The sequence below is a fragment of the Rhodococcus sp. MS16 genome (genome assembly GCF_013277795.1).
GTDB lineage: Bacteria > Actinomycetota > Actinomycetes > Mycobacteriales > Mycobacteriaceae > Rhodococcus_F > Rhodococcus_F globerula.
In genome coordinates, this window is record NZ_VBTM01000001.1 from 758,906 (window position 1) to 771,424 (window position 12,519).

16 protein-coding genes and 1 pseudogene are annotated in these 12,519 nt (G+C 59.1%); 13 read left to right on the top strand and 4 right to left on the bottom strand.

The window, feature by feature from the left end; genetic code table 11:
• The first annotated feature begins 22 nt into the window (after positions 1-22).
• The 10 genes from FEZ60_RS03525 (at position 23) to FEZ60_RS03570 (ending at position 6,273) form a co-directional block, all read left to right on the top strand.
• Positions 23-295, top strand: a complete 273-nt coding sequence (locus tag FEZ60_RS03525; protein WP_033232043.1) for a PqqD family protein — start codon at positions 23-25, stop codon at positions 293-295.
• 8 nt (positions 296-303) lie between these two features.
• Positions 304-1,179: a hypothetical protein gene (locus tag FEZ60_RS03530; RefSeq protein ID WP_242484373.1), complete on the top strand. Its 876-nt coding sequence runs from the start codon at positions 304-306 to the stop codon at positions 1,177-1,179.
• Positions 1,158-2,294 (top strand): nucleotidyltransferase family protein, encoded by a 1,137-nt coding sequence (locus FEZ60_RS03535; RefSeq protein ID WP_141485733.1) that lies wholly within the window; start codon positions 1,158-1,160, stop codon positions 2,292-2,294. The genes FEZ60_RS03530 and FEZ60_RS03535 overlap by 22 nt, the downstream gene beginning before the upstream one ends.
• A gap of 152 nt (positions 2,295-2,446) precedes the next feature.
• Positions 2,447-2,647, top strand: a complete 201-nt coding sequence (locus tag FEZ60_RS03540; protein WP_045067746.1) for a hypothetical protein — start codon at positions 2,447-2,449, stop codon at positions 2,645-2,647.
• Between the two features lie 184 nt (positions 2,648-2,831).
• Positions 2,832-3,233, top strand: a complete 402-nt coding sequence (locus FEZ60_RS03545) for a hypothetical protein (RefSeq protein ID WP_092807956.1) — start codon at positions 2,832-2,834, stop codon at positions 3,231-3,233.
• Positions 3,234-3,251: 18 nt separating this feature from the next.
• The gene (locus tag FEZ60_RS03550; protein ID WP_172935515.1) at positions 3,252-3,764 is read left to right on the top strand and encodes a helix-turn-helix domain-containing protein; all 513 of its coding nucleotides are present in this window, start codon (positions 3,252-3,254) and stop codon (positions 3,762-3,764) included.
• A 1-nt stretch (position 3,765) separates the two neighbouring features.
• On the top strand, positions 3,766-4,017 hold the full coding sequence (locus FEZ60_RS03555) for a hypothetical protein (RefSeq protein ID WP_172935516.1): 252 nt from the start codon (positions 3,766-3,768) through the stop codon (positions 4,015-4,017).
• The gene (locus FEZ60_RS03560; RefSeq protein ID WP_207185749.1) at positions 3,978-4,316 is read left to right on the top strand and encodes a hypothetical protein; all 339 of its coding nucleotides are present in this window, start codon (positions 3,978-3,980) and stop codon (positions 4,314-4,316) included. Before FEZ60_RS03555 ends, FEZ60_RS03560 begins: the two co-directional genes overlap by 40 nt.
• A 164-nt stretch (positions 4,317-4,480) precedes the next feature.
• Positions 4,481-5,239: a metalloregulator ArsR/SmtB family transcription factor gene (locus FEZ60_RS03565; protein ID WP_202025714.1), complete on the top strand. Its 759-nt coding sequence runs from the start codon at positions 4,481-4,483 to the stop codon at positions 5,237-5,239.
• A gap of 497 nt (positions 5,240-5,736) precedes the next feature.
• Positions 5,737-6,273: a nitroreductase/quinone reductase family protein gene (locus FEZ60_RS03570; protein WP_172935519.1), complete on the top strand. Its 537-nt coding sequence runs from the start codon at positions 5,737-5,739 to the stop codon at positions 6,271-6,273.
• Between the two features lie 21 nt (positions 6,274-6,294).
• On the opposite strand, the gene FEZ60_RS03575 is transcribed toward FEZ60_RS03570, so the two are convergent.
• Positions 6,295-7,098 (bottom strand): alpha/beta hydrolase, encoded by an 804-nt coding sequence (locus tag FEZ60_RS03575; RefSeq protein ID WP_346343327.1) that lies wholly within the window; start codon positions 7,096-7,098, stop codon positions 6,295-6,297.
• Between the two features lie 192 nt (positions 7,099-7,290).
• Here FEZ60_RS03575 and FEZ60_RS03580 point away from each other — a divergent pair, with 192 nt between their 5' ends.
• Positions 7,291-7,734: a MarR family winged helix-turn-helix transcriptional regulator gene (locus tag FEZ60_RS03580; RefSeq protein WP_033232226.1), complete on the top strand. Its 444-nt coding sequence runs from the start codon at positions 7,291-7,293 to the stop codon at positions 7,732-7,734.
• Here FEZ60_RS03580 and FEZ60_RS03585 read toward each other — a convergent pair.
• A complete protein-coding gene (locus FEZ60_RS03585; RefSeq protein ID WP_242484374.1) occupies positions 7,731-8,726 on the bottom strand; it encodes a hypothetical protein in 996 nt (331 codons plus the stop codon). The genes FEZ60_RS03580 and FEZ60_RS03585 overlap by 4 nt on opposite strands.
• 186 nt (positions 8,727-8,912) lie before the next feature.
• On the opposite strand from FEZ60_RS03585, the pseudogene FEZ60_RS33050 reads away from it, so the two are divergent.
• Together FEZ60_RS33050 and FEZ60_RS03590 are read left to right on the top strand one after the other, a co-directional pair.
• Positions 8,913-9,161 (top strand): annotated as a pseudogene (locus tag FEZ60_RS33050) (hypothetical protein); the annotation flags it as partial.
• Between the two features lie 565 nt (positions 9,162-9,726).
• A complete protein-coding gene (locus FEZ60_RS03590; protein WP_242484375.1) occupies positions 9,727-10,695 on the top strand; it encodes a GGDEF domain-containing protein in 969 nt (322 codons plus the stop codon).
• Positions 10,696-10,714: 19 nt separating this feature from the next.
• On the opposite strand, the gene FEZ60_RS03595 is transcribed toward FEZ60_RS03590, so the two are convergent.
• Positions 10,715-11,158: a DUF5709 domain-containing protein gene (locus FEZ60_RS03595; protein ID WP_033232036.1), complete on the bottom strand. Its 444-nt coding sequence runs from the start codon at positions 11,156-11,158 to the stop codon at positions 10,715-10,717.
• A 48-nt stretch (positions 11,159-11,206) separates the two neighbouring features.
• Positions 11,207-12,397 (bottom strand): lipase family protein, encoded by a 1,191-nt coding sequence (locus FEZ60_RS03600; RefSeq protein WP_116103273.1) that lies wholly within the window; start codon positions 12,395-12,397, stop codon positions 11,207-11,209.
• Positions 12,398-12,519: the final 122 nt, after the last annotated feature.

A 12,519-nucleotide genomic window follows, 5' to 3' on the forward strand; every position in this document is an offset into this window, starting at 1 on the left:
AACACATCCGCGGGAGGCTCCCTTGACCGAATTGCTCGTAGACACCCGGCCGCAGCGCGCACACAGCGTGGAAAGCAATGATCTCGCTGACGGAGTTGTTCTCTACGACAGCTCCAGCGAGGTAGCACATCACCTCAATCCCGTTGCGACCTTGGTCTGGGAACTGTGCGACGGGCGGACTGTCGGCGACATAGTCGACGCTGTCGCCGAAGTCCTCGAAATCCCCACTGCTGAAGCGCAATCCGTGGTAGTTGAAACGTACGGACAGCTGAACACGTCACGGTTGTTGGTGTGAGGTCCTAGGTGACAGCTGGCGGTGCGGAGAACATCCGTTCGCAGTACCTATGGGTCGACGCACACGTCACGGGCACCGCGGTTCCCGAAGTTCGCGTCGTCGAACACAAGGTTGCCAGCCCGTGGTCTGCGAACCACCGGGTAGACGCGCACGTTGTGCCCAGCGAATCGGTGCCAGGGCGATGGGATGCGACCATCCGCTCCACAATCGATGCGACCCGTGAAAACCTGGTCGGACTCGACGGTCTGCAGGCCGCCGAGAGTATCTATCGCACCGTGCACCGCGATGTCATGACCGCGGCTCGCATCGACCAGTGGACGCGGTTGCACGCTGCTCTGGTGGATTGTGGCGGCGTGCGGGTGGCGATTGCCGGGCACTCGGGGGCAGGGAAGACCACGCTTTCGTTGGCGCTCGCCCTGCGGGGCGCACAGCTTCACGCGGACGAGGGCGTCTTCATCCGAGGTGAAGAAGCTGTCGGTCTACCGCGCCGCGTCCACGTCAAGGCGGGCACGTTCGATGTATTGCCGGAGATCAGCAGCCGCGAGCTGCTGCATCTGCCGTATGAACCCCCGGTGTGGGCACTTGACCCGACATCATTGCCCACGCCACCTGACGTTGTGGCCGGGTTGCGGGGGATCGATGTGCTGTTGATCCTCGAGGGGTGGAGCGACACGACGCGTGTTGAGCCAATGCCCACCGCCGTAGCTTTGCAATCGCTGGCCGAACAATCCGCACTGTGGTCAGACAATCACCGGCTGACGCTCCGAAACATCGCAGCGCTGTTGTCGAATACGGCGTGCTTCAGTTTGACCCGCCAGCACCTGGATTCCGGGATCGCGGCCGTCGAGGAATTGGTGGCGTCGTGCGTGACACGCAGTATCTGATCGCGATGCTCGACGCCGAGGACGGCGCTGAGGTCATCCGTTCATGTAGTGATGACGACTGGCCGCGTCTTATCGACGTTGCCGCGCGGCACAAGGCGCTACCGCTACTCGCCGCGGCCGCTGTCGACGCTGAGTTCGCCTCGATTCTGTCTCCGAGTTTTGCAACGATGCTGGCAACATCGACCGCCGACGTATCCAGCCCACAATTGACACTGAGCCTGGTGCATCATCGCAATACGCTGCGAATCGCCGATCTGGAATCTCAGCGGGCTGAACTTCAGGAGATGCTGCGCGACAAGGGGTTTCCCACTGTTGCACTCAAAGGCGCGGCGTTACTCGAACGCAACATCTGGCCCAATCCCGCGGCGCGGCGGATGACCGACATAGATCTGCTTGTCGTGGACCTTGCTCACGCGGTCCCCGCCAACGACGCGATCATCGACCACGGATACCGCATGGTGCGCTCCGACGAGGTGTCCGCAGATTCCATCGATCACGACGACCATCAGGAACCAGCGCTGCTTCGAGACGATCGACATGGTTCCGTCGAAATCCACTCACACCTTCTGCCGCGCTTTGCCCGACACGCGCTCACCCGAGAGCGTGCGGTGCAGAACATCGTGTCGTCGGCCGGCGCGAAACTCGCGCTTGACGATGTGGCCCTGCACGTTATCTCCCATGCCCGCCTTGCCGACCGGGCATTGGTACGCGCTGATCTAGCGCTGAACAGTATTTTCGACGTCGGATATCTACTTGCTCATGATCCGTCGATCGGCCACGCATTGGTGAACCGCCCGATGGCGCGCGACGTTCGCCGGGCCGTGAACGTGCAGTTGGCAGCCGTGGAATCAGTCTTCGACACAAGCGTTGTCGGCGTAACTGCGTCGGCACGTCTGTGGTGGCGATGGACGCTGTGGTTGGCGGATCACCCGCGCATGCACTCGCTCTACCGGGATCTGGTCATGGTTCCGCTGTTCCTCGATCGTGATCGACTCTCGATCAGGGCAGGACAGGAGCTGCGCGGAATTTCGCTGGCACGCGCCCGACTGACGTATTTCACCCGCCGCGCGCGGACCGCACTCGGTGACGCGCAGCGCACCTCCGCGCATGCTTAAGGAAGTTCTCTACTTGCTTTCTCAGCTTTCTCGTTGATCATGTACGGCAGCTCCGCTGGACCTGCGTTCAGAAGGACTCGAAACCGACCGCCTTTGAGTTACTGGTGGGTGCGCCGGTAACGGACAGAGGACTGCCGCGCGATACCCCCGGTATGACACGAGCGCGGGTTCTGACTGTCGTCGCCACCGTTGTCCTGGCACTGTTCCTCGGCGGTGGGTTCGCTGCCGCCTCGCCGGGTGGACCGGACCCGTACTGGTGGATGGGTCCGCAGGTCCGGCCGTGGCTCGAGCCGATCTTCGTCGGTCTGGCCAACTGGTTCTTCAACCTGCCGCTGGTGCCGTACCTGTCGTAGCCGCCACGGCGCTCCCATCGCCACCTGATGCGTGCAGCAGCTTCGCATTCAGTGGCGGAACACTTCGTGTTGAACTACCCCGCTATGAGGTGAATGTCCGTTATCTTCCTCGGTAATGGTTGCAATCTCGTGGCTGCTCCGCCTCGCGTGCACGGAAGCTGTCACCACGAAAAGGAGTACATCTGTGAATGGTATCGAAACGCCCGCTCGTTGGTCCCGGACCACCTCGGTGCTTGGTGCCGGCGCACTTGCTGTCGCGATCACCCTCGGCAGTGCAGTTGGTACCGCGTCAGCAGATAGTCCGGTCACCGACTTCGGCAGCGTCTCGTTTTCGGTGACCAACACTGCCGACAACACCGTCTACGACATCAACGCCGTCCTCAACCTACCTGCGGGCACCCTCCCGATAGGGATGATGATCCCGCCGATCGGTGCGCGCGCCTCGGCCCCTCAAGCGGTCAACGACTCCTTTGGCGACTCCTTTGTGGGCACCTCGTTGGACTTCGTTCTGGGTTTCGTTCTGGCTGCGGGTAATTTCTCCTTAACGCCCAGCAACTTCGGATCACCTGGGAGTTCAGGGTGGTGAGCCAGTCCCGACTCACGAATGGGGCCGGTCACCCTTAAGAAGAGCCCCTCTCGACGTCAGCCGAGGATATGGAAGATCAGTCGACCACCGGGGCCTCGAGGTGTCGATGGTTCCAGTGTCATCGAGCAGGAACAGGCGCGTCAGGCGTTGCAGGTGCTGCGCGGTGTCGAACCCGACGTGGGGGAGACGCTTGAACTCAAGGTTGCGGGCACTGCGGAGTCGCTACATTTGCCACGTGCAGCATTCGAGTTGATCCGGGATGTGTTGGCGAATATGGCTGCCGGGCAGGGTGTCACGGTCGTCCCGGCGCATGCCGAGTTGACCACGCAGCAGGCCGCCGAGATGCTCAATGTCTCTCGCCCACATGTGATCAAGCTGCTCGACGAACGACAGATCGAGTATCGGTTGGTCGGGCGTCATCGCCGGATCCTCGAATCGTCGCTGATTGCCTATCGGCGGTCTCAGCTTGGCGCCGCGCGCAGTGCCGCCGACGAGTTGGCAGCTCACACGGAAGAGCTCGGGCTGTACTGACGTGACCTTCACCGTGTTGTACGACGCAAACGTGTTGTACCCCAATGTTCTACGAGATGTGTTGATACGGCTCGCGCAGACCGGGCTTGTTCATGCCCGTTGGACAGACCGCATTCTCGACGAAGCTTTCGGGAACTTGGCGCAGGACCGTCCGGACATCCCGATCGCGAAACTGGACAAGTTGCGTGAGTTGATGAATGTCGCGGTTCCGGATTGTCTGATCACTGGTTACGAAAACTCATCCCCGCCCTGACGCTGCCTGATGTCAATGATCGGCATGTGTTTGCCGCAGCGATCCGAGCGGGAGCCCAGGTCATTGTCACCGCGAATCTGCGGGACTTTCCGGAATCCGAACTCGCCCAATTCGGCGTCGAGGCCAAGCATCCGGACGAGTTCGTGATGGATTTGTTCAACCTCGACGGGGTGCGGGTTCATCAGGCGGTCAGTGCGACTGCAGCGGGATGGCGAAATCCTCCGGGGACGCCAGCGGATGTGTGCGACCGTCTTGTGGCAGCGGGTCTTCCGATTTCGGCAGCAGCGCTGCGGCGCTGAACAGAAGCTTCGGTTGCTACCTCCACGCTAGTGCTCAAGCCTTCGACGGTCGGCCTCGATTTGGCCTTGTTGTTTGCCGAAATTCGAACTGATTAGTTTGTGTACAACGCTAGACATGCAGTCATTTGCCTGCATATCATGTGTCCATGGCGTCATCTACCGACCTGGTTTTCAAAGCACTGGCTGATCCAACGCGCAGGTTCCTTCTCGACTGCCTGCGCGAAAACAATGGTCAGACGCTGGGGGAGTTATGTGAGCGCGTGACGATGACACGTCAGTCTGCAACCCAACACCTGGCCGTGCTCGAGGCGGCAAATCTGGTGAGCTACGTGCGCCATGGTCGAGAGAAGCGTCATTATCTCAATCCTGTTCCACTCGAGGAGATTCGCGAACGATGGATTGACACTTTCGAACACTCGCGACTTCAGGCGCTGAGTGCAATCAAACGACATGCGGAGGCAGAAATGACCGTCAAGCCCACCTACAAATACGTCACCTACATCGAGAGCACACCGGAAGCGGTGTGGCGAGCACTCACCGACGCTGACCTCACGGCGGTGTATTGGGGGCACCAGAACGTCTCCGACTGGAATGTCGGATCCTCGTGGGAGCACCGCCGCGCCGATGGTTCCGGTATCGCTGATGTCGTGGGCACTGTCATCGAAAGTGAAGCGCCGAGCCGGCTGGTTACATCATGGGCGTCTCCTGACAATCCCAGCGAGGACACTACCTCCCGGGTGACGTACACAATCGAACCGTACGGCTCGATTGTTCGCCTCACCGTAGTGCACGAAAACCTTGCTGACGAGGAAGCGCACAGCAGTATTTCCCGGGGCTGGCCGGCAATTCTGTCCAACCTCAAGTCGCTGCTCGAGACCGGGCACGTACTGCCTGACACGCCCTGGGAGATGCCGGCCAACTGAAGGGTAGTCGGGCCGGTTCACGGGGAAGGGGAGGAACTCGTGGACCGGGCGCCGGCAAGCCTGGGGGAGTGATTGAGGTAGTGTCGTGCAGCGCTCAGGGGGGAGTGGCAGTCGGCCCAATTTCCGAGAAAACCCATGTGATAGTGCGGTTTTCGATCGCGGTTGGCTGATCGAACAGGACAGCTCGCTAAAAAATTGGCGTCTTGTCGTTGATTTCTTTATTCCGATTGCCTTATATCGGACGGTGACGGAACCACGTGATTTCCCGAATGTATGTGGTCAATAACGTGCACAACAACACAACACAAGTCCACGCGCACCTCACCAACCCACAAAAAAGTCGGGCACAACGCACAGACAACAGGGTTCGACCTGTCACGATTTCGCATGTTTGACGAACCCTTGTGCGTAAACATCGGCTGCGATGGAATTGAGGAAGCTGGATCCGGGGGAGAGCGCGTCTAGCGGCGCGAATTATTCCGAACCGAGGAACGATTGTGGACAAGAATTGCGACAATCCGAGCCACCCGGCAGATTCGTTTCCTGACGTCAGGTGGAGCCACGACAGGCCGATACTGCGTAAACCCGTCACCGTCTTCGCGTCGAGCAAGGTCGGATCGTGGCTCATTCGTACTGCAACACCGTTGGATCGGTGGATTTTGCAGCGCAGTAAGAGTCGGTACACGATCCTCGGGCCGCTCGGATTGCCGCTTCTGCTGTTGACGACAGTCGGCCGAAAGACCGGGCAACCTCGCACAACTCCGCTGACATACGTCCGCGAAAACGGTCAACTGTTTGTCGTGGGAAGCAACTTCGGGCAGGACCATCACCCGGCCTGGTCGAACAACCTGCTGGTCAACACCCATCCCACCGTCACCATTGGCGGTGTGGATGTACCGGTGGAAGCGACACCTCTGTTAGGCGCGGAGAAAGAGCGCACCTTCGAAAGGTTCGTTGCAATCGGTGAGGCCTGTGCGAGATATCGAGATCGTACGGACCGCGATCTGCGAATATTCTGTCTTGTTCTACGGTGAAAGAGCACAAGCACTGACTGACTAGCGCCCCAGTGCGGAGCACAGTGCGGCGTTCAGCTCTTGTGCCGGCACCATCGGAAGTGCGTGGTGTGTCGCCGAAGCGAGAATCGGAGTCTTCGCGTGGGGGAGCGATGCACGTATCAAAGCCGCAACTCGGCTGCTGTCATGAACTTTGCTTCGTCCCGCCAGGATGACCGTGGTGTCGACGGAAAACCCCGCCAACTTCTTCGTGCCGGGGCGCTTCGGCACAATCGTCTTCGATTTTGGAAAGTGTGCTGCCCCAAGAGTGAGGAGTGACATCCAGTCCTCATCCAGCGATGCACCACCGGTTTCCCATTCGATGAACGTCCGTTCCCGTTTTTCGTTCGGGCGCAAAAGAATTGGTAGTGCATGCACCAGGTATTGCATCCTCATGCCGGCAAAGCAGGAATTGGGGTCGATCAATATGAGCCGACTCACTCTGTCGGGATTGTGTAGCGCGTAGTCCAACGCGATCATGGCACCGTACGAGTGGCCGATGATGCTGGGGGAGTCGAGGTCTAGCCCGTCTATGACGCTCTTCAGCCAGTCACGCAGGTCATCGACAGTCTTCATCGGTTTGCCGTGGGCGGTGCTGCGTCCGACATCTCCCATCAGATCCACTGCATAGACTCTGTTCTGTCCGCTGAGCGCAGTCACATTGCCAAACCACACGGTCGATGTTGCTCCACCTCCTGGTAAAAGAACGACCGGAGGGCCTGATTCAGGGCCGCATACATTGACATGAGTTGTGCCGTAATCGGATTCGATCTCAACAGTAGTTGTGTCGTCCGGCCAGGTGGACAGTACCGAATCGTAGGCAGCGTAGAAGGCCGCACCGCTATCGGTTGCCGCGAACTGATCGATCGATGATGCAGGCATTGAGAACTCCATCCTCATTTATCTCGATAGTCGAGATAATAGACAATGGAACTAATCGCGTCGAGCGGAGGAGTGGAAGTGACCGATACGAATAAGTCGACTACCAGCGGTCACGAGATGGTGCACCTACTGCGGGCGTTGGTCGTGCAGCTGGATCTGTTCGGTGCGAACTTCGCAGCGCAGCATCAACTTCACTCCACAGATGTGCGCGCGCTGATCAGCCTTCTTGACGCTGAACGCGCGGGACAACCAGCCACGCCGGGATGGCTGGGTCAGCAACTGGGTTTGAACTCCGCGTCGGTAACAGCATTGATCGACCGTATGGAACAACGCGGCCTGGTGGTTCGAGAACGAGACATGAGTGACCGTCGACGCGTGATCATCGATGTCACCGATAGCGCCAAGAATCTGGGGTGGTCATTTTTCGGACCGCTGATCGGCCAGGCCACCGACGTCTTGGAATCCTTTTCGCCGACGCAATTGACGACGATAGGCGAGTTCTTGACGAAAATGAGTGCCGCGGTCGAGGTCACCCGAGGATCGCAGGCACCAGCCGATTAGACTGGCGCCCAGAGATTTTCAGAGTTCGGGCGCCAGGCGGTCATGTTGCCGTCGACGGTGATAAAACTGGTGTTCAGCCAGAATGTGGTATCGGGATTCCAGCCCGCAAGTACGGTGGCACCTGAGCGGGCGGACAGAGGAATCGTGATACCCGGAGTGGTGAGATACCCGATCATGCTCAGGTGAACTGCGTCGTAGTCGTTGACTACCTTGCTCCAATCCGGAATGAACCAGTCGTGATACTCGCCCGTGGTGTCGTACCAAACGGAACGACGCGATGCCGGTACAGCGAGGGGATAGGTGTCGACGAGGTGAGCCCAGTCCGCAGGACTCGAGATCTCGTACACCCGAGGTGTTCTGTGGACGCTTACCGGCCACACGTGAGCGAAACTCCATCCTGGGCTGTCCTCAACGAGCATCAACTCGATAGCTCCGAGGACGTCCCGGGCGCGAGTGGTGTCGTAAGCCCCGTTCGCGGCTGGGATCGACCACCATTCACCGCCGATCTGCCTGTCAGGATCCGCTTTCAGATACTCGACGAACGTCGCTTCATAGTCCAGCGTGTGCGCTCGCCACTGCTCCAGCCCGTCCTCGAACTGCCGGATGCACAGGGGCGTCACGTCTGGGTCATCGGTACGTTCGTATTTCTGAACCATTCGTTGGTTGACGAGGTCGACGGGCTCGGCCCACCACTGGGTATGCGGTGACGCCAGGACTGCATGCGCGATGGGTCGGAGAAGCTCGACAACCTGGGGGACAACCAACACGATGTCCTCTTCATCCGGCGGCTGCCAGTAGCGTGCAAAATCCACGGCATAGGCGAACCGGTCGAGAATTTCGATTTCGGACAGTGCGGCAACGGCTCCGAAGTCCACGTTAGCGAGGACATCAACAACGTCGCCGAGTGTGGAGTGCAGACCGTAACGCGACGCCAACTCGTGCGTGCTGCAGGCATTTCCGATATTTGCTATTTGCGCAGAAGAACCGACCACGAGGCGAGCCCAGCATCATCGAGACCGTATCCATGTACCAAAGCTAGTCGCCTGTAACCGCGTAGTCGTGCACTGAAGGTCCGGCGCGGCGTAGTTCACAACACGGTTAACTTCTATCGCGGGGCGCACGCTCCGGATGGTGCGACGTTTGTTTCGTATGGGCCGGGTGCCTCGATGGCTGCTTGAATTGGCGCCGTGCCGGCACTTGCTCAGGGCGCAGAGCCCAGAGCATCAACTCAGGAATGGGCTCGCGCGATATTCGAAGATCAACCGGCCGGCGATTCTGTCAGCGGGATTCTCCTGGACAGTCCGCTACAACATCCGTCGTTGCTGCGTCGACTCCAGGTCGAGATGTGGAAACGAGCGTGTCAGAACCGTCGTGCTCGATCTGCGTCTGATCCATGGGGGAAGGTTCTTCAGGTACTCACTACTTGACATAATGTAGATTATCGGCAAACTACCGACCTGCGGATATGTGCCGGATGGCCTGAATAAACCCAATCTCTCGTGATGCCCGTCTGTGCCTATACGTACACGCACTCATCCCGTCGGTGTCCGCCCGCCCGCTGGCAGCGGCCCTGTGGAATCGGTCGCCGACTCAGATCTGCCGGCGCCGCCACGCCCCGTACCCACGGGCCCATGGCAACCAACGCCGTCTGGCCCAGACCTAGACATACTGACGGGCCTGGGCGGGATTCCGGCTAGTAGTCGGCAGCTGCCTGGGTTCGCGTCCCCCAGCTCAATACGTCACTGTGACATATTGAGCTTTTCTGGTGGTGATCAGAAAGCTCTAAGAAATTCGATAACCGACTAAACTTGTCGGCATGCCCGAATTTCCGCTCACGAGTTCGCGAGGCCTACGTCCTCAGTGAACCCCATACGTGAAGTGGTCGAACGCTGGCTTGCTATGCCTGACCAGTTTGATCGATTTACCCGTTTGCTTCGTGGCAACGGATTCCTCAAAACCGCACGAATACTTATCGGCCTCATGGTCTTTTCCATGGGAGTCACTGTTGTGGGAAAACGACTGGGAACGGCATCCGATCAAGTAAGCAGCATTCCGCTTGATTTGATGATCGGTGTACTCGCGCTGATAGGCGGATTGGCATACCCGGTATTCACGACTACCAGAAACCGTTCGCTTCAATTTGTCATCGCGAGCAATGTGTCGATCGCCATTATCGTGCTCACCGAAGCGGATCTTGATCAGCGACTTCTCGGATCACTCGTGTTCGGGCTGATGGGCACGTATATCGCTTTCTTCCACAACATGCGTGCTCACCTGGTTCACCTGCTGTTTTCGATCACAATCGTCGTCGCAGCATGCTGCGGTGTTTTCACCGAAGAACCGACGACATTCTTCGATACCTTTGGGCGAATTCTCTTTGCGGTGAGCGTCATCAGCGTTGTTCCGTTCCTGACGCAGATTGCATTGATCCTTCTGAGTAACGACGCCCAAGGGTCGGAGCTCGATCCCCTGACAGATCTTCTCAATCGCCGCGGTCTTGCTCGTCGTACAGCGGAGCTGATTCGATCCAAGTCCGGCATCAGCCAGTCACTATTGGTGGTTGTCATCGACATCGACAATTTCAAGCAATTCAACGACACTTTCGGACATGATGTCGGTGATCGCGTCATCATTCGAACGGCAAATCGATTGACCGCGTGGGCGCGAGCAGATGCGGCAATTGCCAGAGTCGGCGGTGACGAATTCATCGTGGTTCAGATCATGCCGCTCTCTGATGTCGGTGATCTGATCTCGCGAATCCACCCCGCAATGAATACACCGGTTGTCGAACCACGATCGACTACAAGTATCGGGATCGCGATCCACAATGGCAGCTGGCTGGATTCGGAGGCCGAGGAAGCCGGAATCGACGCGCTTCATCGTCTCGCCGATTCCGCGATGTACGAGAGCAAACGACTGGGCGGAAATCACGTCCACACAATCGTGATGACGTCGCCGTAGCCGTCAACCCTCGAACAACCTAGTCCTCGATGATGTGAATCGCAGCTTCCTCCGCAGAGGCGGCCGCTCCGTCAACACCGACGTCCTCGGCTACCAAGTTGCTTTCCTCGTCCTCGTATCGCCCTTCGTCCTCGGCAACAAGGCGTCCCGCACGGCGTGTGCCCACTTCACGGTCCGGTGGGAATTCCGCTTCGCGGACAGCGTCTTCCGCGTCACCTTGCTCGAATAACGGATCTCCCAGCTTGGCCGCAGGGTCGGGTTCTTCCTCGGCAAGACGCTCGTCGAGGGTCTCCCCCGTTTCCGAATCGCCGAGGGCATAGGGACGCTCAGGCGGCGAAATCCCTTCGTCGAGGATGTCGTCAACGCCTCGGTCGATCAGAGTGTCTTCTGGTTGCAGTTGGTCGTCTGGATCGAGGCTGTAGTTACCTTCGGCTGCTGCGCCGGTATCGTCCGCATCATTCATGACTTCACGATGCCACCGCGAGCGAGATTTGGCCACGGAACGCTCATGTCAGCAGTTACTCGGTGCCGGTCGGCCGGCAAATCGGTCTTGCAGATAGTCGACCGCGGCCGGCAGCCCGATGGCTCCCACGGTCAGGTGATCCAGATTGGGGCCCAACACGCTTTGGATGGTCGCGCCTGCTGCGCAGTATCGGGCCATGGTTGCCACGACGGAGTCGACCGGAATGAGATTGTCTGTGGCGCTGTGCCATTCGTATATCGGTGCCGTCGGAACTCCGGGATAGAGTTCCACGCTGTTGTCGTTCATGACGCTGATGGCGTCGGGGTTGTCCAGCATCGATGTCGACAGCGCTACGTCGAGGGCGCTTCGCCCGGCTCCGGTGATGAGGAGTTGGGTTGTGCAGGCGTTGGTCAAGTCTGTAGCCAGAGCATGTCCTAGACCGTTGAGTTGGCTGGTCAGTGGCAGTTCGGTCGGGTATTCGCGTTCGAGACCCAGTGCGGCTGCAAATGCGAGACCGAATGCCGGGTGAGGATCGCGGCCTAGGGCGTTTGCCATCTTGGTGATATTCATGGGTACACCGCCTTCGGCAACGCCGACGATGTTGATTTCAGGGGCATATGTCGGTGCAAGCGCTGCGGCCCACGCTGTTGCCATACCGCCGCCCGAGTATCCCGCGATTCCGACGGGACTGGATGTGAGCCCAAGTTCGGGCAACTTCTGCACCGCGCGGATTCCGTCGAGAGTGATCTGTCCGCCGAGTCGCGCGGCGCCGTACGCGCTGGTGGGACCCAGATGGTCAGGAAGCGCAACTGCCCAGCCGCGTTGAAGGGCGATGTTCAGTGCTACGGCTTCACGGTAGGTGCTCCTGGGGTCAGAGCTGTAGAGCGCTCGTGACGGTGCGCATTCAGTGCCCAGTGCGTTGACGATGTGTTGATACGACAACAGCGGGCCGTCTGGTGTGTGGTTGGGAGGGATTATGACGGTGGTGACGGCGACGATCGGATTGTTTGCCGAGTTCAGCGATCTGAAGTTCACCTGCCAGACTGCGGATCCTGGGAAGGTTAAGAGGTCAGGGGCTCGTCGGACGGAGATGGGTGTGCCGACGGGACCGGTTGCGGCTTCGGTTTGTGAGTAGAACGGATCTGGATCCAGAGAGGCCGGCGCAGCGGACGCTGTTATTGGTGTCGTGGAGAGCGCAAGCACTGTGAGCGCCGTCGCCAGCATCGGTCCAGCAAGCATCCGTCGAGTCCTGAATTTCAATTGTTTCCCCTCTACCTGTTTGTCGAGCAGGCACAAACTCCCCCGTAGGTGCCACTTTGCACCTTAGTGCGTAGTAGTACCCAGCGGCTACCAGTTTCATG